At 70.6% G+C, this 24,216-nt stretch carries 26 protein-coding genes; 7 read left to right on the forward strand and 19 right to left on the reverse strand.

Annotated elements, in window-relative coordinates:
• Positions 1 to 26 precede the first annotated feature (26 nt).
• The 4 genes from KV396_RS04070 to KV396_RS04085 form a co-directional block, all read right to left on the reverse strand.
• Positions 27 to 1,076 (reverse strand): lipoate--protein ligase family protein, encoded by a 1,050-nt coding sequence (locus tag KV396_RS04070; protein ID WP_247956914.1) that lies wholly within the window; start codon positions 1,074 to 1,076, stop codon positions 27 to 29.
• Positions 1,077 to 1,197: 121 nt separating this feature from the next.
• Positions 1,198 to 1,935 carry a DUF1684 domain-containing protein gene (locus KV396_RS04075; RefSeq protein WP_247956915.1) on the reverse strand — a complete coding sequence of 246 codons (738 nt, stop codon included), beginning with the start codon at positions 1,933 to 1,935 and terminating at the stop codon, positions 1,198 to 1,200.
• A gap of 249 nt (positions 1,936 to 2,184) precedes the next feature.
• Positions 2,185 to 3,051 carry an alpha/beta fold hydrolase gene (locus KV396_RS04080; RefSeq protein ID WP_247633831.1) on the reverse strand — a complete coding sequence of 289 codons (867 nt, stop codon included), beginning with the start codon at positions 3,049 to 3,051 and terminating at the stop codon, positions 2,185 to 2,187.
• A gap of 29 nt (positions 3,052 to 3,080) precedes the next feature.
• On the reverse strand, positions 3,081 to 3,818 hold the full coding sequence (locus KV396_RS04085) for a copper homeostasis protein CutC (RefSeq protein WP_247956916.1): 738 nt from the start codon (positions 3,816 to 3,818) through the stop codon (positions 3,081 to 3,083).
• A gap of 59 nt (positions 3,819 to 3,877) precedes the next feature.
• Here KV396_RS04085 and KV396_RS04090 point away from each other — a divergent pair, with 59 nt between their 5' ends.
• From KV396_RS04090 to KV396_RS04100, 3 genes are all read left to right on the forward strand, one after another.
• Positions 3,878 to 4,318 carry a MarR family winged helix-turn-helix transcriptional regulator gene (locus KV396_RS04090; RefSeq protein WP_247956917.1) on the forward strand — a complete coding sequence of 147 codons (441 nt, stop codon included), beginning with the start codon at positions 3,878 to 3,880 and terminating at the stop codon, positions 4,316 to 4,318.
• A gap of 5 nt (positions 4,319 to 4,323) precedes the next feature.
• The gene (locus KV396_RS04095; protein WP_247956918.1) at positions 4,324 to 5,658 is read left to right on the forward strand and encodes an MFS transporter; all 1,335 of its coding nucleotides are present in this window, start codon (positions 4,324 to 4,326) and stop codon (positions 5,656 to 5,658) included.
• A 238-nt stretch (positions 5,659 to 5,896) separates the two neighbouring features.
• Positions 5,897 to 6,280: a hypothetical protein gene (locus KV396_RS04100; protein WP_247956919.1), complete on the forward strand. Its 384-nt coding sequence runs from the start codon at positions 5,897 to 5,899 to the stop codon at positions 6,278 to 6,280.
• A gap of 120 nt (positions 6,281 to 6,400) precedes the next feature.
• Here KV396_RS04100 and KV396_RS04105 read toward each other — a convergent pair whose 3' ends face one another.
• The 11 genes from KV396_RS04105 to KV396_RS04155 form a co-directional block, all read right to left on the reverse strand.
• Positions 6,401 to 7,567, reverse strand: coding sequence for a hypothetical protein (locus KV396_RS04105; RefSeq protein ID WP_247956920.1), 1,167 nt, complete (start codon positions 7,565 to 7,567; stop codon positions 6,401 to 6,403).
• Positions 7,568 to 7,639: 72 nt separating this feature from the next.
• The gene (gene rocD / locus KV396_RS04110; protein ID WP_247956921.1) at positions 7,640 to 8,836 is read right to left on the reverse strand and encodes an ornithine--oxo-acid transaminase; all 1,197 of its coding nucleotides are present in this window, start codon (positions 8,834 to 8,836) and stop codon (positions 7,640 to 7,642) included.
• On the reverse strand, positions 8,833 to 9,711 hold the full coding sequence (ddaH, locus tag KV396_RS04115; protein WP_247956922.1) for a dimethylargininase: 879 nt from the start codon (positions 9,709 to 9,711) through the stop codon (positions 8,833 to 8,835). The genes rocD and ddaH overlap by 4 nt, the downstream gene beginning before the upstream one ends.
• A 298-nt stretch (positions 9,712 to 10,009) precedes the next feature.
• On the reverse strand, positions 10,010 to 11,008 hold the full coding sequence (locus KV396_RS04120; RefSeq protein ID WP_247956923.1) for an NAD(P)-dependent alcohol dehydrogenase: 999 nt from the start codon (positions 11,006 to 11,008) through the stop codon (positions 10,010 to 10,012).
• A 1-nt stretch (position 11,009) separates the two neighbouring features.
• Entirely contained in the window at positions 11,010 to 11,225 is a 216-nt protein-coding gene (locus KV396_RS04125; RefSeq protein WP_247633824.1) for a helix-turn-helix transcriptional regulator, read from the reverse strand.
• Positions 11,225 to 11,659 (reverse strand): hypothetical protein, encoded by a 435-nt coding sequence (locus KV396_RS04130; RefSeq protein WP_247956924.1) that lies wholly within the window; start codon positions 11,657 to 11,659, stop codon positions 11,225 to 11,227. The genes KV396_RS04125 and KV396_RS04130 overlap by 1 nt, the downstream gene beginning before the upstream one ends.
• Positions 11,660 to 11,865: 206 nt before the next feature.
• Positions 11,866 to 15,543 carry a proline dehydrogenase family protein gene (locus KV396_RS04135; protein WP_247956925.1) on the reverse strand — a complete coding sequence of 1,226 codons (3,678 nt, stop codon included), beginning with the start codon at positions 15,541 to 15,543 and terminating at the stop codon, positions 11,866 to 11,868.
• A gap of 68 nt (positions 15,544 to 15,611) precedes the next feature.
• A complete protein-coding gene (locus KV396_RS04140) occupies positions 15,612 to 16,016 on the reverse strand; it encodes a hypothetical protein (RefSeq protein ID WP_247956926.1) in 405 nt (134 codons plus the stop codon).
• Entirely contained in the window at positions 16,013 to 16,468 is a 456-nt protein-coding gene (locus KV396_RS04145) for a hypothetical protein (protein ID WP_247956927.1), read from the reverse strand. Before KV396_RS04145 ends, KV396_RS04140 begins: the two co-directional genes overlap by 4 nt.
• On the reverse strand, positions 16,465 to 16,914 hold the full coding sequence (locus KV396_RS04150) for a hypothetical protein (RefSeq protein WP_247956928.1): 450 nt from the start codon (positions 16,912 to 16,914) through the stop codon (positions 16,465 to 16,467). Before KV396_RS04150 ends, KV396_RS04145 begins: the two co-directional genes overlap by 4 nt.
• Before the next feature lie 158 nt (positions 16,915 to 17,072).
• Positions 17,073 to 17,633 (reverse strand): acyl-CoA thioesterase, encoded by a 561-nt coding sequence (locus KV396_RS04155; protein ID WP_247956929.1) that lies wholly within the window; start codon positions 17,631 to 17,633, stop codon positions 17,073 to 17,075.
• A gap of 131 nt (positions 17,634 to 17,764) precedes the next feature.
• On the opposite strand from KV396_RS04155, the gene KV396_RS04160 reads away from it, so the two are divergent.
• Complete coding sequence (locus tag KV396_RS04160; protein WP_247633817.1) at positions 17,765 to 18,271, forward strand: GNAT family N-acetyltransferase; 507 nt, start codon at positions 17,765 to 17,767, stop codon at positions 18,269 to 18,271.
• A 106-nt stretch (positions 18,272 to 18,377) separates the two neighbouring features.
• Here the strand turns inward: KV396_RS04160 and KV396_RS04165 are convergent, their stop codons facing one another.
• The 3 genes from KV396_RS04165 to KV396_RS04175 all read right to left on the reverse strand — a co-directional run bounded on the left by KV396_RS04165 (position 18,378) and on the right by KV396_RS04175 (position 21,830).
• A complete protein-coding gene (locus KV396_RS04165) occupies positions 18,378 to 19,298 on the reverse strand; it encodes a cytochrome b/b6 domain-containing protein (RefSeq protein WP_247956930.1) in 921 nt (306 codons plus the stop codon).
• A 785-nt stretch (positions 19,299 to 20,083) separates the two neighbouring features.
• Entirely contained in the window at positions 20,084 to 21,052 is a 969-nt protein-coding gene (locus tag KV396_RS04170; RefSeq protein ID WP_247956931.1) for an electron transfer flavoprotein subunit alpha/FixB family protein, read from the reverse strand.
• A gap of 1 nt (position 21,053) precedes the next feature.
• Positions 21,054 to 21,830 carry an electron transfer flavoprotein subunit beta/FixA family protein gene (locus tag KV396_RS04175; RefSeq protein WP_247956932.1) on the reverse strand — a complete coding sequence of 259 codons (777 nt, stop codon included), beginning with the start codon at positions 21,828 to 21,830 and terminating at the stop codon, positions 21,054 to 21,056.
• Positions 21,831 to 21,952: 122 nt separating this feature from the next.
• Between KV396_RS04175 and KV396_RS04180 the strand changes: the two genes are divergently transcribed.
• The 3 genes from KV396_RS04180 to KV396_RS16795 are packed head-to-tail and all read left to right on the forward strand — an operon-like array spanning position 21,953 to position 23,407.
• Positions 21,953 to 22,489: a MarR family winged helix-turn-helix transcriptional regulator gene (locus tag KV396_RS04180; protein WP_247956933.1), complete on the forward strand. Its 537-nt coding sequence runs from the start codon at positions 21,953 to 21,955 to the stop codon at positions 22,487 to 22,489.
• A 1-nt stretch (position 22,490) separates the two neighbouring features.
• Entirely contained in the window at positions 22,491 to 22,943 is a 453-nt protein-coding gene (locus KV396_RS04185) for an SRPBCC family protein (protein ID WP_247633812.1), read from the forward strand.
• A 20-nt stretch (positions 22,944 to 22,963) separates the two neighbouring features.
• Complete coding sequence (locus KV396_RS16795) at positions 22,964 to 23,407, forward strand: YdeI/OmpD-associated family protein (protein ID WP_282185371.1); 444 nt, start codon at positions 22,964 to 22,966, stop codon at positions 23,405 to 23,407.
• Between the two features lie 14 nt (positions 23,408 to 23,421).
• Here the strand turns inward: KV396_RS16795 and KV396_RS04200 are convergent, their stop codons facing one another.
• A complete protein-coding gene (locus KV396_RS04200; protein WP_247956934.1) occupies positions 23,422 to 24,198 on the reverse strand; it encodes an enoyl-CoA hydratase-related protein in 777 nt (258 codons plus the stop codon).
• Positions 24,199 to 24,216 lie beyond the last annotated feature (18 nt).

Here is a 24,216-nt window from a genome sequence, read left to right on the forward strand (position 1 = left end):
GACGGGCGGAGTGGGTACCGGGTCGGTCACGGCACCCGGTGCAGCCACGCGTCGGTCGAGAACTTCGTCTCGACCAGCTCTTCGGCCGCGGCGTACTCGTCATCGGCGACCGTGCCGTCCTCGGCCGCGGTGAGCGAGCGGAAGGTCTCGATGAAGCGGTCGATGATCTCCTCGCGGCTGAGCCCGGTCTGGCTGCGCAGCGGGTCGACGCGCTTGGCCGCCGACGTGGTGCCCTTGTCGCTCAGCTTCTCGCGGCCGATGCGCAGCACCTCGGTCATGACCTGGCCGTCGAGGTCGTACGACAGCGAGGCGTGGTGGAGCACGCCTCCGTTGGCGAGACGCTTCTGCGCGGCCCCGCCGATCTTGCCGGTCGAACTCGCGATGTCGTTGAGGGGGCGGTAGACCGCGTCGATGCCGAGCGAGCGCAGCGCCTGCAGGGCGAAGTCGTCGAGGAACGCATACGAGTCGGCGAAAGTCATGCCCGCGACGAGGGATGCCGGAACGTACAGCGAGTACGTGATGATCTGCCCCTCGGGGATGAGCATCGCGCCGCCGCCCGAGATGCGGCGGACGACGTCGAAGCCGTGACGCGCGGCGCCCTCGGGGTCGACCTCGTTGCGGTACGACTGGAACGATCCGATGACGACCGCCGAGCCGTCCCACTCCCAGATGCGCAGGGTCGGGCGACGCCGTCCCTCGCCGACGCGCGAGGTGAGCACCTCGTCGAGCGCGAGGTTCATGGCCGGCGAGACCGCCTTGTCGTGCACGATCTCCCAGTCGAAATCACGCCATCCCGGAGCGGTGACGAGCGCACGGCGCACGACGGTGCCCACGGCCTCGGGCGTGAAGCCGAGCAGCTGCGCGCCCTCGGGAAGGGCGTCGCGCACGGCGGTGGCGATCACGGAGGCATCCGATTCGACCGGCAGGCCGTTCACGGCGTCGTTGATCGCCTCGAGCGCCGTGTCGGGCTCGAGGAAGAAGTCGCCCGCGAGCCGGAACTGCGCGATCCTCCCGTCGTCGACCTCGAGGTCGACGACGACGAGCTTTCCCCCTGGGACCTTGTATTCACCGTGCACCTCCCCAGCCTACGGCCGACGGGGGTTGTTGGTCGCGGTCGTCCTTCGTCTCGTCGCTAGCGCTCCTCGCTCAGGAACCGGACTAGTTCCGGTCCCTGAGCGAGCGCAGCGAGACGAAGGGTCAGCGGCCGAGAACGATGGCGCGCTCGCCGGCGCGGATGGGAGCCGTGAAGCGGTTGCCCGCGGGCGGGAGCGGGCACACGAACTGGTCGGAGAACGCGCACGGCGGCAGGTACGCCCGGTTGAAGTCGACGACCGCGGTGCCGTCGTCATCGGGCTCGTCGATCGCGAGGAAGCGGAACGGGAACGTCTCGATGCCGTTGGTCCCGTCGGCGAACACGGCACCGAGGCCACCGCGCACGTTGCGCGTCACGGTGAGCTCGTGCGCGACCCCGCGGATCTCGAACCGCAGCCGCCCGGCGATCGGCGCCTCGTGCTGGTCGCCGTCGATCGCGACGATCGTGATCGACTCGTCGGCGGCCGGCTCGAACGTCGCCGGCAACCGCCACGCCGGATCGGGACGGTAGGCGTCGATCGCGCTGAACCGCTCGCGCTGCGGGCGGGCCGGGTTGAACACCCTTAGCGCCACGGTCTCGCGCCGCGGGAACACCCGCAGTTCGCGTCGCCCGAAGCGCAGCGCCTCGCCCCGGCGCAGCGTGACGGTGGCCCCGGCGACGCCGAGCTCGGTGCCGCGGATCTCGCCCTCGGCACCGACCGCCCAGAGCCCCGGCACGTTCTCGACCGCGGCGGGTTCGGAGATCAGCCAGTTCGTGGACTCCAGGGCCGACGGGCCGTAGTCGGCACCCGCCACGCGTTCGCGTTCGTCGTGCCACGCACGCCAGTCGCTCTCGAAGCTCATCGGACCCTCCTCCCGTCGCGAGGAGGGTCGTGCGGGGGCACGTCTCCTCGGATGCCCGCGGAATGTTGCCCTGAATCTACGGCGGGGGCGGAGCTTCCGTCGGGCGGGTGTCATGCACCTTCACCCGACGTCATCCGGCGTCATACCGGCGCTCGTGGGGGCGCTTCGACAGGCTCAGCGACCCAGGCAGGAGGCTCGGCGACGGCACCGGGTCCCTGAGCCTGTCGAAGGGCCCCACCGAGAGAACGCTCAGCGCGCAGGGATGTGCGTGTCGAGCCAGGCGAGGGTGTCGGCGCGCACCTCGTCCTGCTGCAGCTCGGCGAAGATCTCGTGCCGGGCATCGGGGTAGACGAGGGTCGTCACATCGGTGAAGCCCGAGCGGCTGCGGTACTCGTCGGCGAGCTTGTGCACGCTGCGGGGGCCGCCGACCGGGTCGTCGCGCCCGACGAGCAGCAGCAGCGGGATGTCACGCCCACCCGTCTCGCGCAGGTCGCGACGCGGGCGCCCGTAGAGCTTCGCGGCTTCGATCGGCCCGAACAGCTTCAGCAGCGGCTCGCCCGTGGTGAGCGGGTCGATCTCGAACGCGGCCCACACCTCCGGGTCGCGGCTGAGCCACTCGTAGCCGGTGGCGTCGGGCCCCGCCCAGCGGGCGTTGAGGGGCGCAGCGCTGAGCGATCCCGGCATCCGCAGTGCCGACCCCGACAGGATCACGGCATCGAACGCCTCGGGATGCTCGTTCAGCAGCATCTGCGCGAGGAACGATCCCCACGAGTGCCCGAGCAGCACGAGCGGCAGGTCGGGGTTCTCGTCGCGGATGATGCCGGTCAGCTGCCAGACGGCATCCTTCGCGGCGCGCAGCCCGCCCTTGCCCAGCCGGCCCAACCGCGCGGGACCGCCGTGCTGGCGGATGCCGGTGCGGCCGTGGCCGCGGTGGTCGTCGGCGTAGACGGTGAAGCCCGCCGCGGTGAGCGCGGCGATCAGCGCACCGTAGCGACCCGCGTGCTCGCCGACGCCGTGCAGCAGTTGCACGACACCGCGGGGCGTCGTGGCCGCCGGGTGCACGTCGTAGACGATGGCGATGCCGTCGGCATCCGTGAACTCTCGGGTATCCGTCACGCTGCGAGCCTACCGATCGCGGGCGCGGCTCACAGCCCCAGGGCGGCGCGCACGGCCAGGGCGGTGTCGCGGTCGGTGACCTCGTACCCGCCCACGCCGTCGGAGGCCGACCCCATGCGCACGCCGCCCTCGGCGGTGACGGTGCGCTTGGCCGAGAAGTGCAGGGCGTCGACCCCGGTACCGGCGAGCTCGGCGGCGTTCGCGGCGCCGACGCCGCTGCCCGCCATGATCTGGATGCGTCCGTCGGCGCGCGCGACGAGCGCGCGGAGGGTGTCGATGCCGTCGATCGCGGCGGATGCTCCGCCCGAGGTGAGTACGCGTCGCAGACCGAGCGCGATCGCGGCGTCGAGGGTCGCGAGCGGGTCGGGGCTGACGTCGATCGCGCGGTGCAGGGTGACGGATGCTCCGCCGGCCGCATCGCGCAGCCGGGCCATGGCGTCGACGTCGAGAACACCGCGCGCATCGAGAGCACCGATCACGACGCCCTCGGCCCCGACCTCGATCGCGCGACGCACGTCGTGCTCGCAGATCGCGATCTCCTCGTCGGTGTAGTGGAAGTCGCCGCCGCGCGGGCGCACGAGCACGTGCACCTCGACATCTGCCTCGCGCGCCGCCTCGACCGACAGTTCGAGCGTGGCAGGCGACGGGGTGAGGCCGCCGAGCGCCAGCGCGGTCGCGAGTTCGACGCGCGCGGCACCGACCTCTCCGGCGATGCGCACTCCGGCGGGATCCTGCACGGCGATTTCGAGAGCGGGCGTTCGGGTCACGCGCTCCATTCTGCCGTTCCCGCCCCGCGCGTCGATTACTTAGATAGACTAACTAAGTAATGACTTCGCCTGACGACTCCCTCCAGCTCACCGCCACCGAGTTGCGCATGGCCACGTTCCGGCTCGCGCGACGCCTGCGCTGCGCCCGCGCCGCCGATTCCATGAGCGATGCGCAGCTCGCCGTGCTCGCCGACCTGCGCATGAACGGTCGCCGTACCATCTCGACCCTCGCCGAGCGCGAGCGGGTGACCGCCCCCTCGATGACGAACACCATCAACGGCCTCGAGGAGCAGGGCTACGTCACCCGCGCCGTCGACGAGGACGACCGCCGCCGCGTGCAGGTCGAGATCACGGATGCCGGCGCCGAACTCGTCGTCGAGACCATCCGCCGCCGCGACGTGCTGCTGGCCGATATGCTCGCCGACCTCGACTTCACGGAGGACGAGCTCACGACGCTCCGCGAGGCGAGCGTCCTGATGCGACGGGTGACCGACCGATGAGCGCGATGTTCCGTTCGTTCGCGAACATCAACTACCGCATCTGGTTCGCCGGCGCCCTGGTCTCGAACGTCGGCGGCTGGATGCAGGCGACCGCTCAGGACTGGGTCGTACTCACCGAGCTCACCGACAACGACGCGGCGGCCATGGGTTTCACCATGGCACTGCAGTTCGGCCCGCCGCTCGTGCTCGTGAGCCTCACCGGATGGGTGGCCGATCGGTTCGAGCGTCGCCGCATCCTGCTCGCGACCCAGAGTGCACTGCTGCTGCTCGCGATCGCCGTCGGCGTGCTGCTGCTGAACGGCCTCATGACCCTGCCGATGATGTTCGGGTTCGCACTGGGGTTCGGCATCGTGAACGCCTTCGACGCCCCGGCGCGCCAGGCCTTCGTGTCCGACATGGTGTCGGCATCCGACACCTCCAACGCCGTCGCCCTCAACTCGGCCTCGTTCAACCTCGCGCGCATGATCGGGCCCGCCGTCGGCGGTCTGCTGATCGTGGCGATCGGGTCGGGCTGGGTGTTCATCGTCAACGCGGCGACGTTCCTGGCGATGATCCTCGCGCTCGGTCTGTTGCGCACGAGCCTGCTCGCGAAGCGGCCCAAGAACCGCGGGCGTGGCGGACTCGCGGCGGGCTTCCGCTACGTGCGGGGCCGCAATGACCTCCGGGTCGTGTTCGTGACGGTGTTCCTGATCGGCGCGTTCGGCATGAACTTCCCGATCTTCGCGTCGACCATGGCCCTCGAGTTCGGGGCCGGAGCCGACGGCTACGGCGTGCTGTCGTCGATCCTCGCGATCGGCTCTCTCGCCGGCGCCCTGCTCGCCGCGCGGCGCGATCGGGCGCGGGTGCGCGTCGTGATCCTCGCGGCCGGAGGCTTCGGCGTCGCCGCGTTCGTGTCGGCCGCCATGCCCACCTACCTCACCTACGGCATCACTCTGATGTTCACCGGATTCATGATCGTGACGCTGCTCACGACCGCGAACGGCTACGTGCAGATCACGACCGATCCGGCGCTGCGCGGGCGCGTGCTCGCGCTGTACATGGCGGTCATCATGGGATCGACCCCGGTGGGCGCACCGATCGCCGGATGGGTGGCGGATGCCTTCGGTCCCCGCACCGCGATCATGCTCGGCGGTACGGCGGGGCTCGTCGCCTGCGCGATCGGCGCCATCTGGGTGTTCACGTCCGGGCGTCTGCATCGCGACGAGAATCGGCGCTTCCTGCTCACGCTCGACGAGACCCGCCCCCTCAGCGTGATCGACGAGGTCGTCCCGGTGGAGTTCAGCGACGAGGCCGCGGTCACCACGCCCATCCGCCGCCCGAAGGACCCCGAGGCGCCGTAGTCCCCGGCATCCGTCCCGGCATCCGGCCCGTCATCCGTCACGGCATCCGCCCCGGCATCCGTCCCGTCCGCGTGCGCAGAACCGCGCGGACCGGTGCCGAATGTCGACTCTGGGCGTTCATCACCGGCATTTCGTACCGATCGGTGCAGGGACAGCGGAACGGGTGCGGTGAGTGCAGTAAGGCGAGCCTTGTCAATGGGGTCTTCGGATGCCGTGACCCGCGCGTAACGTCGCGCCCATGGACGAGAACACGGAACATACCCCGCACGCGGAAGACCCGGCCGAGGGCGCGGAGCGCGTCGGCGTTCCGGAGTCCGGACAGGGCGGCGCCATCCAGGGCGACAGCTCTCACGGCGATTCCCCGCGCGGCGCTCTTCAGGGCGATGCCGACGAGGACGCGCCGGGCGACGAGCACGGCAACCAGGGCGCAGCCCAAGGCGGAGCGCTCCAGGGCGACAGCTCGCACGGCGACTCGCCGCGCGGCGCCATCCAGGGCGACGCCGGACCCGATCGTGAGGCGCCTCTCGGAGGCGACGAGACCACGGAGCGAGAGCTCCAGGCCGACAACGAAGCGGAAGAGGACACCATGAAGCTCCTCGACCCCGATAACCCGCCCGCGTAGTCCCCAGCTTCGCCGGCGCGCGCGTCATCCCCCGTGACGCACGAACCACCCCCTCGAGAGCGAGCCACCCGCATGCGGGAGGCCCCGGAGGGGGTGGTTCGCGCTGTGGGCGGGGCGGGCTCAGCGCAGGGGCGGCCACTCGTCGAAGCGGTAGGTGAGTCCGAGACCGAGATCCTCGTCGGCCTCTCCCAGCTCCTGACGGATGTCGTACGTGTCGCCCCACCACGAGGGGCTCTCGATCGCGACGACCAGCCGATCGACGTTCTGCCGCTGGTCGACCTCGAGGGTGAAGCCGTCGGCATCGGTCCACCCATAGCCGCGCTCGGACGGCATCCAGCCGAGTTCGCTCAGCCGCGAATCCCACGCGCCGTCGTACGAGTCGAAGCCGGTGGGCGCCGTCTCCAGGGCGAATCCGACCTCGAAGACGTAGCACTCGGCATCCGATCCCCCGCAGGCGCCGTACGACGAGGCGAAGGCCGGTCCTCTCACCCAGCCGCCGTTCTCGTCGCGCACGCGCCAGTCGTCCTCGGCGATCATCTCTCGCACCTCCGAGAGCTTCTGCTGCGTGAGGGTGTAGTTCGCCTCAGCACGGTCGGCCTGCGCGGCGATCGGCAGCGCCTCGACCTGCGCCACCGTGTCGCCCGCGGCGTCCGTCTGCAGCGCCGTGACCTGCACGCCGAGCGCCACCGCGCCCACGAGCAGAGCGGGCACCAGGAAGGCCGCGTTCCACGAGACCGCGTCCCAGGCGCCGCCGCGGGTCGGCGCTCCCGGGCGCGGCGGGGGCTGGGCGATGCCGAGCAGCAGCACCGCGAGCCACGACAGCGCGGCGATGACGACCGCTCCCACGAAGATCCCCTGCTCGTAGGTCGACGAGAGTCGGGCGGGAACGAGGCTGCCGAGCAGCGTCTCCAGCGGCCCCGAGTCGCCGGCGTCCTGCATCGTGATCGTGAAGGCGACCCACGCCCACCAGTTCACGAACAGCAGCCAGACGAGCGGAGCGGGAGTGGTCGTGTGCCCGCGCTTGCGCAGGATGAATCGCGGGAGCATGCCGAGCAGCCCCATCGCCGGGATGAAGATCGGCGACGTGAACATCAGGATCAGCGTGCCCCATCCGCCTCCGCCGAGGAACCCGTGGAACACGAAGAACACCGGCAGCAGCCAGCTCATCACCGGCCAGAGCGCCCAGACGAAGCCGCGGATGCCGCCCGATGTCGGGCGCGGTTGCGGTGCGGGCAGGTGCCAGGGCGGCGCTCCGGCCGCCACGGCATCAGGATTCTGATATGCCATCGGTTCCCCCTCCGCCGACAGCCTAACGATGTCGGCGTCGACGGAGGGGGACGACGTGCGGATGCCGCGGCGCTACGCGCCCAGCACGACCCGGAGCTGTTCGACCGCCCAGTCGAGCTCGGTCGCACGGATCACGAGGGGCGGGGCGATGCGGATCGTCTGGCCGTGCGTGTCCTTCACCAGCACACCGCGCTCGAGGAGCTTCTCGGCGATCTCGCGACCGGTGCCCTTCGCGGGGTCGATGTCGACACCCGCCCAGAGACCGGCGATACGCACCGCGGTGACACCGTGCCCGATGAGCGGTTCGAGTGCCGTGGCGAGGTGGGCGCCGAGGGCGCGGGCGCGCTCCTGGAACTCGCCCGTCTCGAGCATCTCGACCACGCGCAGACCGACGGCCGCCGCGAGCGGGTTGCCGCCGAAGGTCGAGCCGTGCTCGCCCGGACGGATGACACCCAGCACGTCTTCGTTCCCGACGACCGCCGACACCGGCAGGAGTCCCCCGCCGAGGGCCTTGCCGAGCAGGTAGAGGTCGGGCACGACGCCCTCGCGATCGCTCGCGAACGTCTCGCCCACGCGGCCGAGTCCCGACTGGATCTCGTCGGCGATGAAGAGCACGTTCTTCTCGTCGCAGATCTCGCGGATGCGACGCAGATACCCCTCGGACGGGATCACGACGCCGGCCTCGCCCTGGATGGGCTCGACGAGCACGGCGGCCGTGTCATCCGTGATCGCGGCGGCGATGGCATCCGCGTCCCCGTAGGGCACGATGTCGAAGCCGGGCGTGTACGGGCCGAAGCCGTCGCGCGCCTGCTCGTCGTCGCTGAAGCTGACGATCGTCGTCGTGCGGCCGTGGAAGTTGCCGGCCGCGACGATGATGCGGGCCTTGCCGTCGGCGATGCCCTTGACCCGGTAGCCCCAGGCGCGCGCGACCTTGATGCCGGTCTCGACCGCCTCGGCGCCCGTGTTCATCGGCAGCACCAGGTCTTTGCCGGCGAGCTTCGCGAGGGCGGCGGCGAACGGCTCGAGCCGGTCGCTCTGGAACGCACGGCTGATGAGCGTCACGCGACCGAGCTGCTCGGTGAGGGCAGCGACGAGCGCCGGATGCCGGTGCCCGAAGTTCACGGCCGAGTAGGCGGCGAGCAGGTCGAGGTAGCGCTTGCCCTCGACGTCCGTCACCCACGCACCGTCTCCGCGCGCGATGTTCACCGGCAGCGGGTGGTAGTTGTGGGCGACATGCGTGGTTGCCGTCGCCACCGCGTCGGTCGTCACTTCGCGCCCCGCAGTTCGAGCGTGCAGCACTTGATGCCGCCACCGCCGAGCAGCAGCTCGGAGAGGTCGACGGTGATCGGGTTGTAGCCGCGCTCGCGCAGTTGCTTCTCGAAGCCCTTCGCCCGCGGCGAGATGATGACGTTGTAGCCGTCGCTCGCCGAGTTGAGGCCGAAGACGGCGCCGTCCTCGTCCGACACGAGGATCGCGTCGGGGAAGCGCTCCTCGAGGATCGCGCGGCTCGCATCGTCGAAGGCACCCGGGAGGTAGGCGATGTTGGCGCGCTCGGGGCCGCCGTTCTCGATGCCCTGCACCGGGTCGAGCACCGCGATGGCCGTGTCGAGGTGGTAGAAACGCGGGTCGGTGAGGTTGAGCGAGACGACCTCGCGGCCGAAGACCTCGCCGACCTCGCGGTGGCTGTCTCCGGTGGACCGGAAGCCGGTGCCGGCCAGGATCACATCGCCGACGAGCAGAAAGTCGCCCTCGCCCTCGTTGACCTCCTTCGGCATGACCGTGTCGTAGCCGGCCCGGCGGAACCACTCGGCGAACGCGGGCGCCTCGCCCTGGCGCTCGACGAAGCGGAACTCGGGCACGTACGCGCGGCCGTCGATGAGGAATCCGCCGTTGGCCGTGTAGACCATGTCGGGGTAGCCGGCGAGCGGCTCGATGAGCTCGACCTCGTGGCCCAGTTCGATGTAGAGGTCGTAGAGCTTCTGCCACTGCGCGACCGCGTTGGCGGTGTCGGTCGGCTTCGACGGCTCCATCCACGGATTGATGGAGTAGTTGACCGTGAAGTGCTCGGGCTTGCACATCAGGTAGCGGCGGTGGTGCGCGGTGCGCGCGGGGGCGGATGCCACGGCGGTCTCAGGCGTCGACATGGATGCTCCTCGAATGAACGGGTGCGGCGGACGCTGTCCAGGGGCCCGGCGGAAGTTCGACCCGGGACTCTTTTCGGAGCGGGGACGGGGAAGATGCGACTCGGGCACGCCGGTTTCATTGTGCCATCCGTGGGCTGTGGGGTGCCAGAGCGCCGGGCGTTCGGTTGATTCGCGTTTCGAATCGCCGGCGTTGGTCCGCGGTGAGGGGTCAAGACACGCCGCGCCGACGGCATCCGTTGCAACGTGTCTTGACCCCTCACGGGTCCCGGGCTGCCGGGCCCAGGCTGCCGGGCCCGGCTCAGGCGGTGCCGACCACCACGACCTTGCCGGCCGTATGGCCGGCTTCGAGATGGGCCAGGGCTGCGGATGCCTCGGCGAAGGGGTACTCGCGTTCGATCACCGCGCGGAGCGATCCCGACCCGGCGAGCGCGAGGAGCTCGTGCACGATGGCGGGCTTCGGCGTCGCAGCGAGCGAGCGGATGCGACGGCGCGAGCCGATCGACCGCACGGCGGCCTTCAGCATCCGGGGGATCGGGCCGAGCACGTGGCCGCCGTCACCCGTCACGAGCACGACCGTGCCGCCGTCGCGCACGAGGCGTTGCAGCGCGCGCAACGGGACGCCGCCGGCGATGTCGATCACGGCGTCGAAGTGCGACGCGGGCAGCTCGGCGATCGGCGAGGTGCGGTGGTCGAGCACTCGAACGGCACCGAGCGCCTCGACGAGCGATCGGTTGCGCTCCCCGCACGACGCCCAGACCTCTGCTCCGCGCAGCGCGGCGAGCTGCACGGCGAACGTGCCCACTCCCCCGGATGCCCCGATCACCAGCACGCGCAGCGGCGCCGCGCCGCCATCGATCCGCGCGGCGTCGAGCGCCTGCCACGCGGTTCCGGCGGCGACCGGCAGGCAGGCCGCCTGCACCGGGTCGACCCCGGCAGGCCGAGCGACGATCCGGGATGCCGGCGCGCAGACGTACTCCGCGAGCCCTCCCCCGCCCACGAGCTCGACGACGACCTCGTCGCCGGTCGCGGCATCCGTCACTCCGTCGCCGAGGGCGACCACACGGCCTGCGACCTCCATGCCCCGGATCGGATGCTTCGGCCGCCGCATCCCGAAGATCGGCCGCACGAGCAGCGGATCGCCGAGCATGAGTCGCACGTCGCCCGCGTTGAGGGCGGTGGCGTGCACGCGCAGCAGCACCTCGCCGGGGCCGGGGGCCGGGATCGCGACCGCCTTGAGCCGGAATCCGGATGCCGGGCCGTAGGCCGGATTGCTCCACGCCTGCATCGTCGTGGTCATGTCACACCTCCGGGTAGGAGAACAGCTCGTCGAGTCCGACATCGAATGCACGGGCGATCTGGAACGCGAGTTCGAGCGTGGGCGAGTACTTCTGCTGCTCGATCGCGATGAGGGTCTGCCGGGTGACGCCGATCGTGCGGGCGAGTTCGGCCTGGGTGAGGCCGGCGGCCTCGCGGTGGGTGCGGATGCTGTTCGAGACGAGTGTGGGCTTGACCATCACGCGAGCCCTCGGCGGTAGGCGACGACCCGGGCGATGCCGCCGACGATGGCCGAGACCGCGAAGCCGAGGAACATCGTGTTCGCGATCCAGAAGACGTCGGCGCCGACCGCGCAGAGCACGATCACCCCGAGCCCGGCGATCACGACGAACGCCTGCTCGACGCGGCCGCCCATGCGGCTGATGTCACGGTCGCGGATGTCGCTGCGGCCGGTCCCCTCGGGGTCGCGGCGGTGGGCGATCAGGCCCCAGAGGATGCTGAGCACGATCGTCCCCGCGATGCCGAGGCCGATGGCCCAGAGCATCAGGGGGAACCAGTCGACGCTCTCGATCGGACGCATCGCGGCCTGCTGCAGCACGATGACGACGTACGCCGGGATGACGATCAGGCTGACGACGAGACCCGCCCAGACATTGCGCTCTTCGTAGACCATCACACACCTCCATGTAAAGGATTCTTGACATGAGAGTATGTCCGGCGGGGCGTTGTGTCAAGAATCTTTTACATGCCGAGCGACGCCCGGCGTCCGGCATCCGGCATCCGCGCGCAGCGGAGGAGTTCACACGCATTGCAGGATGCTTCGCGCGAAACGCTCCTGCAGTGCGAGAGATCTCCTCCGTTACCCGAGCGACCGAGCCCTCAGATCACCTCGGCGAAGACCGGGTCGGCATTGCCGAAGCGGTGGGCGGTGATCGAGATCGCCTGCTCGTGCACGAAGGGCAGAAGCTCAATGCGGCCGGCCGAGGTCACCTCGCCGTCGTACACCGCGAGGTCGGGATCACCGTCGACAGCGCGGGCGAGCGCCGCACCGGCCAGAGAGACCGCCTCCCGCGAACCGATCAGGCGGATGCGCGAGGCCCTCGTCGCTGCCACCTCCGTGCCCTCGGCATCCGATTCATCGCGGCCGCGCACGCGGGCCACCCACTCGTCGTCGGTCTCGAGGAACACCGCCGCATCGAGATCACCGAGCGAGTGGCGTACCGCCGCGGGCAGTCCCGCCGACACCGACAGCACGAAGACCGCACCGGCGCGCACTGCGGCGAGCACCGTGCGCAGCACCTCCTGCAACGGAGCATCCGCCGTCGCCCGAAGCTCGACGGGTACAGGGCGATACCGGAAGAGGTTGCGCTCGACGCCCAGGCGCGAGACGTCGCGCACCTGTCCGAACTCGCGGTCCCAGGCGAGGGCGTCCGACAGCGCCGACTTGCGCAGCCACTCGAACGCGTCGAAATCGAGCGAGGGCTGCGCCGACTCGATCAGCGCGGTGATGCGCGAGTCGAGCCCGCGCAGGTGCAAGGTGCTCGACGGCGTCGATCCGGGGCGCGAGCGCCACGATCCGAGGCCGATGAGGTAATTCGGACCGCCGGCCTTCGCACCGGGACCGACCGAGGAGCGCTTCCATCCGCCGAACGGCTGACGCTGCACGATCGCCCCGGTGATGCCGCGGTTCACGTAGAGGTTTCCGGCCTGCACGGCATCGAGCCACGTCGCGAGATCGCCCGGGTCCTGGGTGTGGAGGCCCGCGGTCAACCCGTAGGCGACGGCGTTCTGCATCTCGATCGCGGCCGACAGCGTCGGCGCGTACATCACGCCGAGCACCGGCCCGAAGAACTCCTCGAGGTGGAACCGCGACCCGGCCCGCACGCCGACGCGCACTCCCGGGGTCCACAGGCGTCCGCTGCCGTCGTCGTCCGCCGAGAGCGACGGTTTGATGAGCCACTTCTCGTCACCCTCGAGCTGCGACAGCGCCCAGGCGAGCTTGCCCTGCGGCTTCTCGATGACGGGCCCGACCTCGGCGAGCGGGTCGGTGGGCCATCCGACGTGCAGCGAGCGCACGGCATCCGACAGCTGCCGGGCGAAGCGCTGCGAGCGGCCGACCGGCCCGACGAGGATCGCGAGCGACGCCGCCGAGCACTTCTGCCCCGCATGACCGAAGGCGCTCTTGACGAGGTCGGCGACCGCGAGGTCGAGGTCGGCGGAGGGGGTGATGATGATCGCGTTCTTGCCGCTGGTCTCGGCGAGCAGCGGCAGGTCGGGGCGCCACGAGCGGAAGAGCGCCGCCGTGTCCCACGACCCCGTCAGGATGACGCGGTCGACGGCCTCGTGCGTGATGAGCCGCTGCCCGAGCGCGCCCTCCTCGATGTCGACGAGAGCGAGCACATCGCGGGGAACTCCGGCCTGCCAGAGCGCCTCGACGATCACGGCGGCGCACCGCCGGGCCTGCGGCGCCGGCTTGAAGACCACGCCCGATCCTGCGGCGAGCGCGGCCAGCACACCCCCGGCGGGGATCGCCACGGGGAAGTTCCAGGGCGGCGTGACGACCGTGACGGATGCCGGCTCGAACGCCGCTCCCGCGATCGCGTCGAGCTCGCGCGCCTTCGCGCCGTAGTACCGGGCGAAGTCGACGGCCTCGCTGACCTCGACGTCGGCCTCGGCGAAGACCTTGCCGGTCTCGGATGCCGCGACCTCGATCAGTTCACCGCGCCGGGATTCGAGGGCGGCGGCCGCCCGGAGCAGCACCTCGGCGCGCTCGGCCGCGGGACGCGAACCCCAGCTCGGCGCGGCATCCTGCACCGCCTGCACGATCGTGTCGAGTGCGTCCGGGGCGTCGACGAGGGCGGCGGCGAGGGTGTCGTCCCCGGCCGTCGAAGTCGCGATGCGCTCCCGGATGCCGCGTGCCCACTCGCGGTTGGCGGGGAGCGCCGGGTCGCTGTCGATCGCGTTCTCGAAGCCGGGAGCGCCCGCGGTCTCGTCGACGATCTCGCGCGGCGAGTAGACGGCGGTCTCGAGGTACGGCTCGCCGTCGAAGCCGTCGTCGCCGGAGGATCCGCGCGAGATTCCGAGCACCGCCTTCGTGAGGTCGGCTTCGGGCTGCGGATCGGCGAACACCGGGCGCACCGACTCGTGCATCGGGGCGAGGCGGTCCTGGCGTCGGCGCGGACCGGTGTGCAGGTTCAGGTCGGTCGAGCGCTCGAGGGCGTCGAGGAAGCGATCCTGCTCGCGCACGAACAGCGTCTCGTCGTCGCCGAGCTGGAACGCCGCGGAGAGGAAGTTGTCGCTCGACGCGTTCTCTTCGAGACGGCGCACGAGATAGCTGATCGCGACGTCGAACTCGGCGGGTGCGACGACCGGCACGTAGAGCAGCACGGGGCCGACCTCGCGCGAGACCGCCTGCACCTGCCCCTGCGCCATACCGAGCAGCATCTCGAACTCGACCTGGTCGCGCACTCCGCGCTCGCCCGCGAGCAGCCAGGCGTAGGCGATGCCGAACAGGTTGTGCCCGGCGATGCCGAGGTGCACGGCCTCGGTGCGTTCGGGCTGCAGCGCCCAGTCGAGGCAGCGGAGGTAGTTGGCATCCGTGTCGAGCTTGGTGTCGTAGGTCGCCGGCGTCCACCCGTGCATGGTCGCCTCGACGCGCTCCATGGCGAGGTTCGCGCCCTTGACGAGACGGATCTTGATAGGGGCGCCGCCGTGGGCGACACGGTCCTGCGCCCAGGCGGTGAGCTCCTGCAGGGCGGGCAGGGCGTCGGGCAGGTACGCCTGCAGCACGATGCCGGCATGCAGGTTCGCCAGGCGCGGGTCCTCGAGGATGCGCGTGAACACCGCGATCGTCAGGTCGAGGTCGCGGTACTCCTCCATGTCGAGGTTGATGAAGGTGCCGTCCGACGCCGCCGTCAGGTACAGCGGCAGCAGCCGTTCGACCACCCGGTCGACGACCTCGTCGAACGCCCACATCGAGATGTGGCTGACGACGGCCGAGACCTTGACCGAGACGTAGTCGACGTCGGGGCGGCGGACCAGATCGTGGATGCCGTCGAGCCGGCGCTGCGCCTCGCCCTCCCCGAGCACGGCCTCGCCGAGCAGGTTGAGGTTGAGTCGGGCGCCCGATTCGCGGATCTTCGCGATCGCGGGACCGAGCTTGGCGGGGCGGGCGTCGACGACGAGGTGCCCCACCATCTCACGCAGCACGCGGCGGGCGATCGGCACGGTCGGGGCGGGGAGCACCGGGGCGATCCCGCCGCCGAGCTTCACCGCGCCGCGCAGGTACCAGGGCAGGAAGTCGGGCACGATCGGCGCGATCCGATGCAGACGGGATGCCGCCGCACCCAGGCTCTCGGGCCGCATCACACCGTCGACGAAACCGAGCGTGAAGGGCAGGCCGTTCGCGTCGCGCAGCACCCCGGCGAGGCGTGCGGCGGCGGGATCGACGTCGGCCGCCGCGGCCTCGATCACCCAGCGACGGGCGAGCTCGACGGCCCGGTCGGCCAGAGGAGCGGATGCCGCGGCATCCGAAGAAGGAGACGACGACTCTGCCATGTCTCTCACCCTAGGGCGGGGGCGGGGTCTCGGCCCGCTGGCTCGCCCGTGATTCCGCGGGTGATGAGCTACGGAGAAGGCAGAGCGCCACCACGGAACCACCGGCGCGCCGGCGGGAGGAGCAGGAGCAGCGCATGCAGCGCGAGGAGGCCGATGGCGAAGGGGCTGAAGTCCGCCGACAGGATCCACATCACCGGGATGAAGACCGCCGCCTGCGCGATCGCGGACCATCGCACCAGTTCGCGGCGACCGGCGTACCCCCACAGAGCCGCGAAGTTCAGCGCGCACGCTCCGGCGCAGGCGAGCGCCCACAGCGCCACGAACGACCCGATCATGACGGCGAACGGGATCAGCATGATCGCCAGCACTGCCCAGATCGCGGCGATGATCCCGCCGATCAGCCCGGCCAGGACGACGCTCTGGGGCATCTCGTCCGGCACCGGGCGTCGGAGGAAGGGCGTCGGCTCGGTCACTTGTTCGCCACCTGCTTCCGCAATGGCCTCGGGTGGTACCAGCGGTGGGACGACGGCAGGAACTGCAGGCCGGCGTAGGCGACGAACAGGCCGATCAGGCCCGTGCTCTGCGGCGCCTCGATCCACGACGGGATCGACAAGGCAGTGAACACCACGGCCTGCACGAGGGCGGCCCACCGCACCCATACCCATCGACGCGCGCACCCGAGGACGCCGATCGCTCCCGCGACTGCAAGGAGGAAGAAGACAGCTCCCCACGCCATGGTCAAGTCGCCGAAGGCTCCCCTGAACCAGAAGGTGACAAGAGCACCGAATCCCCAGAACCCCGCGAGAAGGACCCCGCACACCACGGCGAACACCATCCCGGGCGGCATCCCTTCGCCGTCTCGCGGCTCAGCCCGGTCGATGCGCTCCCAGAAGTCGCTCGCCTCCTCCGACTCCGGGGCAGTCACGAGTTCAGCCCCGTTACCGCCTCCGATGTCGGATGAAGAGGGCGCGGCAGCGGGTGATACCAGCGGTGGGACGACGGGAGGAACTGAAGCCCGGCGTACGCGATGAAGAGTCCCACTGCCCAGGGGACGAAGGGCGCTACGCCCATCAAGCCGAACAGCGTGACCGAGACCGCGATGGCCTGTGCGAGAGCGGCCCACCGCACCCACACCCATCGGCGCAGGCATCCGATGACGCCGATCACGCCCGCTACTACGGCGAAGAGGCAGGTGAACATCCACTCCACACCCCACCCGCCGGAACCCGTTACGAGCCAGATGAGAACGAGAGCGGCAAGTCCCCACGCGATTGCCACTCCAATCCCGAAGACCATCGCGAGCACCATCGCCGCTGGTATCTCGTTGTGCGCTCCTACCGGCGGCCGGCCGGGCACCTCGAACTCGCTCATGTTCCCCACCCCTCGGTCGCGCCCGCACAACTTCGGAGATCGCGGGCGACACGCCAGGCTAAGCCGCGTCACGACGGCGTGTCGAGGCGAATCTCCGAAGTTGTGCGAGGCATGCCGATATGCCTCGAAAGGCCGGGTCGAGAGGGAAAAAGCCCGCGTCAGTTCCAGACGCTCGGGGCCTGATCGCGCACCGGCGGCAGGGCGGATGCCGCGGCCCACTCGTGCACCCATGCATCGATCTCGGGCACGCCCTCGGGCTTGCCGACCGCGGCGAACAGCTCCTCGTTCGACACGGTGCCGCCGGAGCGGCGCAGCATCCGCGCCCGCACGATCGCCCGCGCGTAGATCTGCCCCTTCACGACCGCGCGGTGCTCGAGGAACAGCGCCCGATCGTCGTGCCCGATGAACCGCGACTGCACCTCGAACCGCTGCCACGGCACGAGCGACCTGCGGAAGGTCACCGTCTCGCTCGAGACCACCGCGTACCAGCGGTTGTCCTTCATCGCGTCGAACAGCCCGGTGCGGATGAGCAGATCCCAGCGCCCGAGGTCGAACAGCGACAGGTAGCGGCCGTTGTTCATGTGCCGCAGGATGTCGATGTCGGTCGGCAGCGTCGTCAGACGGATGCTGCCCACCGCCGTCGGATCGAGGGCCTTGCCCCGCCGCACGCGGGAGCGGGCACGGAAGATCACCAGGAGGGTGCGCCAGATCACGTTCACGAGGAATGATCGTATTCATCCGCGCACGATCCGCGAAGATCGTTGTCGAGATCCTCCATGCCCCTGCGGGCGGCCATCGACGGCATCCGCTCGATTTCCGGATAGCGGATGCCGCGCGTAGAGTCACGAACATGAGCGCCGAAGCCCAGCCCGAAGTCATCGTCCGTCCGGTCCGTGATGTGGACGCGGAAGCCCTCGGTCGCGTGCACGCCCAGTGCTGGCACGAGACCTACGACCACCTGATCAGCAAGGCCGCCCTCGAGAAGGTGTCGCCGCGCCGCATGGCCGAGCTGTGGACGCACTGGGCCTCGCAGGGCCCCGACTTCACGATGCGCGCCGCCCTCGTCGACGGCGAGATTGTCGGCTTCGCCGGCTCCGGTCCCGCCCGCGACAAGGACGCCCCGGCGCTGCGCGAGCTGTACTTCATCTACCTGCTCGACGCCTGGCACTCCACCGGCATCGGCCAGAAGCTCTTCGACGCCACGGTCGAGAAGGACGCCCCGCTCTACCTCTGGGTCGCCGAGGACAACCCGCGCGCGCACCGCTTCTACGCGCGCAACGGCTTCACGCTCGACGGCGCCACCCACACCGAACCGTTCCTCGGCGAGACGCTGACCGAGGTGCGCTTCACGCGCTGAGCATCCGTTCCTCGGGCGTCGAGCCACCCCCTTCTCACCGAAACACCCCCTTGCGCACTGGATGCAAGGGGGTGTTTCGCGCGTAAAGGGGTGGCTCGGCAGTCGGTCACCGCCCCGACACGTTGCCGAAGACCTTCGCGATGGGGGCGAGCACCAGGGGGCGAGCCGCCACCCAAGCGGCGGCGATCACCACGAGCGACACCACGAACACCCAGAAGCCCGCCCACGTCACGGCATCCTGGGACGCGTACATGTGGTTGAGGTTGCGCAGGAATCCGGTCAGCATCACCAGCGCCACGTGCGCGACGATGAACGCCACGAAGTACAGCATGATCGGGAAGTGCAGCGCGCGCGCCCACTCCACCGGGTACGCCTTCGAGAGCTTCTCGGCCTTCTTGGGCCACAGCCCCGACATCCGGAAGCCGGTGATCGCCGCCAGCGGGGCAGCGATGAAAACGGTCGCGAAGTAGGCGAGCTGCTGCAGGCTGTTGTAGTTGTTCCAGCCGTTCTCGTGCGGCCAGTCGAACGACACGTACTGCAGGGCCGCCGACAGCGCGTTCGGGAAGACCTCCCAGCTCGTCGGCACGATCCGCACCCAGTGCCCGGTGATGATCAGCAGCACGACGAACACGACACCGTTCACGAGCCACAGGATGTCGAGCGCCTGATGGAACCACAGCGTCAGGCTGATCTTGCCCTTGGGATTTCCCCGCGGCGCCCAGAACACGGTCGGCCGCTTCTCGGTGCGCACCCGCAGACCCGAGCGGATGATCAGCACCATCAGGAAAACGTTGAAGAAGTGCGCCCAGTTGACCCACGCGGGGAACCCGGGCTCGACGGCGATCGGCGAGGTGTACTCGCCGGGAAACGCCGCGAGGAAGTCCTGCATGAACGGGAAGCTCAACAGCGTGCGCACGAGCGCGACCGCGGCCGCCGCGAGAACACCGAGGGCTGCGGCACCGAACAGCACGGCGATGCCCTGCGTCCAGGTCGGGCGCGGACGAGCGGATGCCGCGGCCGGGGTCACGATTCGGCGCGGGGCGGTGCCGTTCCAGGCTGTGGGAGGGCGGGGCGGGGCGGTCGCGGTGACGACGAGTGCCTCGCGGGGGGACGCTTCGACGGGCTCAGCGACCCGATCCTGCTCAGAGACCCAATCCTGCTCAGCGACCCGATCCTGCTCAGCGGGCCCGTCGGGTTCGACGGGACGAACCTGGGTCCCTGAGCCTGTCGAAGGGCCCCGCCCCGCGACGGTGCCGGCGGGCGGCCAGGGGTCTCCGCCCGGAGTGCGCGGGAGACCACGGCGGATGCCGGATGCGGCGGAAGTCTCGTGGGCGGACGCTTCGACAGGCTCAGCGACCCGGTTTCCTTCAGCGACGCGGTTCTGCTCAGCGACCGATCTCTGCTCAGCGACGGGCTCCGGGTCAGAGACCGGGTCAGCGACCGGCTCGGACACCTGGGTCCCTGAGCCTGTCGAAGGGCCCCGCCCCGCAGGAGCTCCGACCGGAGGCCACGGCTCGCCACCCGGCGTGCGCGGCAGCCCGCGGCGGAGGGAGCTCGGCGTCTCGTGGGGGGACGCTTCGACAGGCTCAGCGACCCACTTCGTCTCAGCGACCCGCTCCGTCTCGGCGGGAAGCACCTGGGTCCCTGAGCCTGTCGAAGGGCCCCGCCCCGCAGAAACCTGGGCCCCGGAGCCTGCCGAAGGGTCCCACCCCGCCGAGGCGCCCGCCGGCGGCCAGGGCTCTCCCCCGGGTACGCGCGGCAGACCGCGGCGCAGCATCCGCCCCTCCTGAGCCTCGGAGACCATGGACTCCCCTACTTCCGGGCCTCGAGGGCGGCGATCACCTGAGGCACGATCGTGAACAGGTCGCCGACGATACCGAAGTCGGCGACGTCGAAGATCGGGGCCTCGCCGTCCTTATTGATCGCCACGATGGTCTTGGAGGTCTGCATGCCCGCGCGGTGCTGGATCGCACCCGAGATGCCGAGCGCGACGTACAGCTGCGGCGACACCGAGACACCGGTCTGCCCGACCTGGTGCGACTGCGGGACGTACCCCGCGTCGACGGCCGCGCGCGAAGCGCCGACCGCGGCCCCGAGAGCATCGGCGAGCTCCTCGACGAGCACGAACTTCTCCTTCGAGGCGAGTCCGCGTCCGCCCGAGACGACGCGGGTCGCCCCGCGCAGTTCGGGCCGCGACGACGCCTGCTCGACGGCTTCGATCGGGCCGACGGATGCCGCGGCGACTCCCGACCCGGCGACGTCGAGCGCTTCGACCGAGGGGGAGGCGACGGCCTCGGCTCGGGCATCCACCGCGCCCTGACGCACCGTGATGACCGGCGCGCCGTAGGTGGGAGCGGAGTCCACGAGGTATGCGCCGCCGTAGACGGAGTGGTGCGCGACCACGCCCTCGTCGTCGCGCGACACCCCGATCGCGTCGACCGACAACGCGAGCCCTGCGCGCACGGCGAGACGGGCGGCGGCGTCGCGTCCGGCGATCGAGTTCGACACGAGCACCGCGTCGGGCTGCACCCGTTCGAACGCGGCCTGGAGGGCGTCGACCACGGGCACGGTGAGGACGGCGGCATCCGCATCGGCCGTGAGCACGACGGATGCTCCGAGCGCGGCGACCTGGGCGGCGGCATCGGGCGAGCCGCCCACGATCACGGCGACCGGCGCACCGACCGTCGATGCCGCACCGATCAGAGCGGCCGTACTCGAGGCGGGAGCACCCGCAGGGTCGACGTCGACGAGCACGAGGATCGGGTTCTCGGGGTAGCCCATGTCACACCAGCCTGTTCTGCACGAGGTAGTCGACGAGCTGCTGGGCGGCATCGCCGTCGTCGGTGATCTTGACGCCCGCCGCGCGCGGGGGCTTCTCGGCGACCGCGGTCATGATGGTGCGCGGCGCCGCGGAGGGATCGGCCGAGACGTCGAGGTCGGCGAGCGAGAGCACTTCCACCGGCTTCTTCTTCGCGGCCATGATGCCCTTGAAGTTCGGGAAGCGGGCATCCGGCAGCGCCTCGGTGATCGAGATCACGGCCGGCAGCGCGGCGCTCACCGCCTGCGACCCGAAGTCGGTCGCGCGGGTTCCGTTCACGGCATCCGCGCCGATCTCGACCGCCGTGAGTGCCGTCGCCTGCGCCCAGCCGAGGTGCTCGGCGAGCATCGCGGGAATGACCCCGCCCGAGCCGTCGGTCGACAGGTTGCCGGTGATGACGAGGTCGGGGGCGCCGCGGCGGATCGCGGCGGCGAGCACCTCGGCGGTGAGACCGAGGTCGGCGCCGGTGAGCTGCTCGTCGGCGATGTGCACCGCGGATGCCGCGCCGATCGCGAGCGCACGTCGCACCGTGGCGGTCGACCCCTCGGGGGCCATCGAGACGGCGACGACCTCCGCGCCCTCGCTCGCGTCGGCGTGGCTGAGCGCGACCTCGAGAGCGCGCTCGGTGATCTCGTCGAGCACCACGTCTCCGGCGGCCCGATCGGCCAGCCCGGTCTCCAGGTTCAGCTTGCGGTCGCCGTAGGTGTCGGGCACCTCTTTGACCAGGACGAAGATCTTCATCGATTGCTCCTCACGACTGTGTCGATTCTAGTCCTGCGGCACTGCGTCTCAGCTTCGATGAAACTGAGAACCAGCGGTGACGGCATCCGCTCGGCGGCGCGCGCGCCGAGTACCGTAGAGGCGTGGTCCGTCCCCGCCCCCTGCCCGTGGATCCGCTCGCCGAGGCGAAGCGGCAGTGGCTCGCGCACGGATGGACCGATGCCGCCGACGGCATGGCCGTCGTGACCTCGGTCATGCGGGCCCAGCAGCTGCTGCTCGCCCGCGTCGATCAGGCCCTCAAGCCCTTCGCACTGAGCTTCGCGCGCTACGAGGTGCTGCGCCTGCTCGCGTTCAGCCGCGAGGGGCGCCTGCCCCTGTCGAGCGTGGTGGCACGCCTGCAGGTGCACGCGACCACCGTCACCAGCACCGCCGACCGTCTCGTGCGCGACGGGCTGATCGTGCGCGAACCGCACCCGCACGACGGCCGCGCCGCCCTGCTCGCACTCACCGTGGCCGGTCGCGACCTGGTCGAGCGTGCCACCGCCGCGCTCAACGCCGACGTGTTCGCGTCTCCCGGCATCGATCGCGACGACGCGGCCGAGCTCGTCGCGATCGTCGCGCGCCTGCGCAAGGATGCCGGCGACTTCACCGACCCCCGCCCGACCCCGGAGCCCCTCTGACATGGCGCAGTTCGTGCTCGAGACCGTGATCGCCGCTCCCGTCGACGCGGTGTTCGCCGCATCCCTCGATCCCGAGCTGCACGTGCGATCGATGGCGGCGCACGGCGAGACGATGGTCGAAGCTCCCGCCGGCGGGGCGTTCACCGAGGGCTCGACGGTCACCTGGCGGGCGCGGCACTTCGGCATCCCGTTCCGGTTGCGGTCGCGGGTGTTCGACATCGATCCTCCGCGCGGATTCCGCGACCGGCAGATCTCGGGGCCGTTCGGGTCGTTCCTGCACGTGCACTCGTTCGCGGAGCATCCGCGGGGCACCCTCATGCGCGACGTCGTGACGTTCCGCTCGCCGTTCGGCCCGATCGGGCGCGCGGTCGACGCACTGTTCCTGCGCGAGTACATGCGTCGCGTGATCGCCGCGCGCAACCGCACCCTCGTGGCGGAACTCGAGAACCCCTGATCCCGGCGTACCCTGTGCGCATGAGCGAACTGCGCATCCATACGACCCTCCCGGCCAGCGGCCCGGCGACCGCCATCGTCCTCACCGACGAGCAGGTCGCGTCGTTCGGCGCGGGCAAGGCCTTCCCGGTGGCGGTGACGATCGGCGAGCGCACCGCCCGGCTGCGTCTCAGCCGCATGGGAGGGCGCAACCTCATCGGCCTCAGCAAGGCGTCGCGCGCCGAACTGGGCGTCGAGATCGGCGACGAGGTCGACGCCGTCATCCGCCTCGACGCCGCTGAGCGCACCGTCGACGAGCCGGCCGAACTCACCGCCGCGCTCGACGCCGACCCCGCGCTGCGCGCCGCCTTCGACACCCTCGCCTACTCGGCCCGCAAGGAGCACGCCCGCGCGATCGCCGAGGCCAAGCAGGAAGCCACCCGCGAGCGCCGCCTCGCCAAGATCGTCGAGTCGCTGCGGGGCTGAGGCGGGCGCGGGAGTCATCTGTTCCGGAAGTCGGGCTGCCGCTTCTCACGGAACGCGGCCATGCCCTCCTTCTGATCCTCGGTGTCGAAGAGCAGCGCGAACGCCTGCTTCTCGTGCGCGAGGCCGTCGGTGAGCGAGGTCTCCATCGCGGTGTCGAGCGCGGCCTTCGCGGCGTAGAGCGAGGGCAGCGACTTCGACGCGATCGTCTCGGCGAGCGTCGTCGCCTCGGCGAGCAGATCGGATGCCGGCACCACCCGCGAGACCAGACCGATGCGCTCGGCCTCCTCGGCGCCGATGATCCGCCCCGAGAGCACGAGTTCGGCGGCCTTGTAGTACCCGACCGCACGGATGAGCCGCTGTGTTCCTCCCATGCCGGGGATCACGCCGAGGTTGATCTCGGGCTGCCCGAACTTCGCGATGTCGGCGGCGAGGATGATGTCGCACATCATCGCCAGCTCGCATCCGCCGCCCAGTGCGAAGCCCGAGACCGCCGCGATCACGGGCGTGCGCACGGCCGCGAAGTCGCTCCATGCGCCGAAGTGGTCGGTGGCGAGCATCTCGGCCGACGACATGCCCTCCATCTCCTTGATGTCGGCACCCGCGGCGAAGGCCTTCTCGGACCCGGTGACCACGATCGCCCCCACGCCCTCATCGGCGTCGAACGCGACCGCTGCGGCCGTGACCTCCTCCGACACCCGGCCGTTCAGGGCGTTCAGCGCCTGCGGTCTGTTCAGGGTGATCCACCCCACGCGTCCGCGCTGCTCGACCAGGATCGTCTCGTACTCGGTCATGTCTCTCCTTCGTCGCGT

It is taken from the genome of Microbacterium galbinum (assembly GCF_023101185.1).
Classification (GTDB): Bacteria; Actinomycetota; Actinomycetes; order Actinomycetales; family Microbacteriaceae; genus Microbacterium; species Microbacterium galbinum.

Bases quoted from the DNA above. Each gene is read 5' to 3' on its own strand.
- KV396_RS04090 (WP_247956917.1), top strand. From the start codon at position 3,878: ATGACTTCGCCTGACGACTCCCTCCAGCTCACCGCCACCGAGTTGCGC.
- KV396_RS04120 (WP_247956923.1), bottom strand. From the start codon at position 11,008: ATGACCACGACGATGCAGGCGTGGAGCAATCCGGCCTACGGCCCGGCA.
- KV396_RS16795 (WP_282185371.1), top strand. From the start codon at position 22,964: ATGAGCGAACTGCGCATCCATACGACCCTCCCGGCCAGCGGCCCGGCG.
- KV396_RS04125 (WP_247633824.1), bottom strand. From the start codon at position 11,225: ATGGTCAAGCCCACACTCGTCTCGAACAGCATCCGCACCCACCGCGAG.
- KV396_RS04185 (WP_247633812.1), top strand. From the start codon at position 22,491: ATGGCGCAGTTCGTGCTCGAGACCGTGATCGCCGCTCCCGTCGACGCG.
- KV396_RS04130 (WP_247956924.1), bottom strand. From the start codon at position 11,659: ATGGTCTACGAAGAGCGCAATGTCTGGGCGGGTCTCGTCGTCAGCCTG.
- KV396_RS04075 (WP_247956915.1), bottom strand. From the start codon at position 1,935: ATGAGCTTCGAGAGCGACTGGCGTGCGTGGCACGACGAACGCGAACGC.
- KV396_RS04150 (WP_247956928.1), bottom strand. From the start codon at position 16,914: ATGAGCGAGTTCGAGGTGCCCGGCCGGCCGCCGGTAGGAGCGCACAAC.
- KV396_RS04095 (WP_247956918.1), top strand. From the start codon at position 4,324: ATGTTCCGTTCGTTCGCGAACATCAACTACCGCATCTGGTTCGCCGGC.
- KV396_RS04105 (WP_247956920.1), bottom strand. From the start codon at position 7,567: ATGGCATATCAGAATCCTGATGCCGTGGCGGCCGGAGCGCCGCCCTGG.
- KV396_RS04170 (WP_247956931.1), bottom strand. From the start codon at position 21,052: ATGGGCTACCCCGAGAACCCGATCCTCGTGCTCGTCGACGTCGACCCT.
- KV396_RS04135 (WP_247956925.1), bottom strand. From the start codon at position 15,543: ATGGCAGAGTCGTCGTCTCCTTCTTCGGATGCCGCGGCATCCGCTCCT.
- ddaH (WP_247956922.1), bottom strand. From the start codon at position 9,711: ATGTCGACGCCTGAGACCGCCGTGGCATCCGCCCCCGCGCGCACCGCG.
- KV396_RS04200 (WP_247956934.1), bottom strand. From the start codon at position 24,198: ATGACCGAGTACGAGACGATCCTGGTCGAGCAGCGCGGACGCGTGGGG.
- KV396_RS04160 (WP_247633817.1), top strand. From the start codon at position 17,765: ATGAGCGCCGAAGCCCAGCCCGAAGTCATCGTCCGTCCGGTCCGTGAT.
- KV396_RS04175 (WP_247956932.1), bottom strand. From the start codon at position 21,830: ATGAAGATCTTCGTCCTGGTCAAAGAGGTGCCCGACACCTACGGCGAC.
- KV396_RS04100 (WP_247956919.1), top strand. From the start codon at position 5,897: ATGGACGAGAACACGGAACATACCCCGCACGCGGAAGACCCGGCCGAG.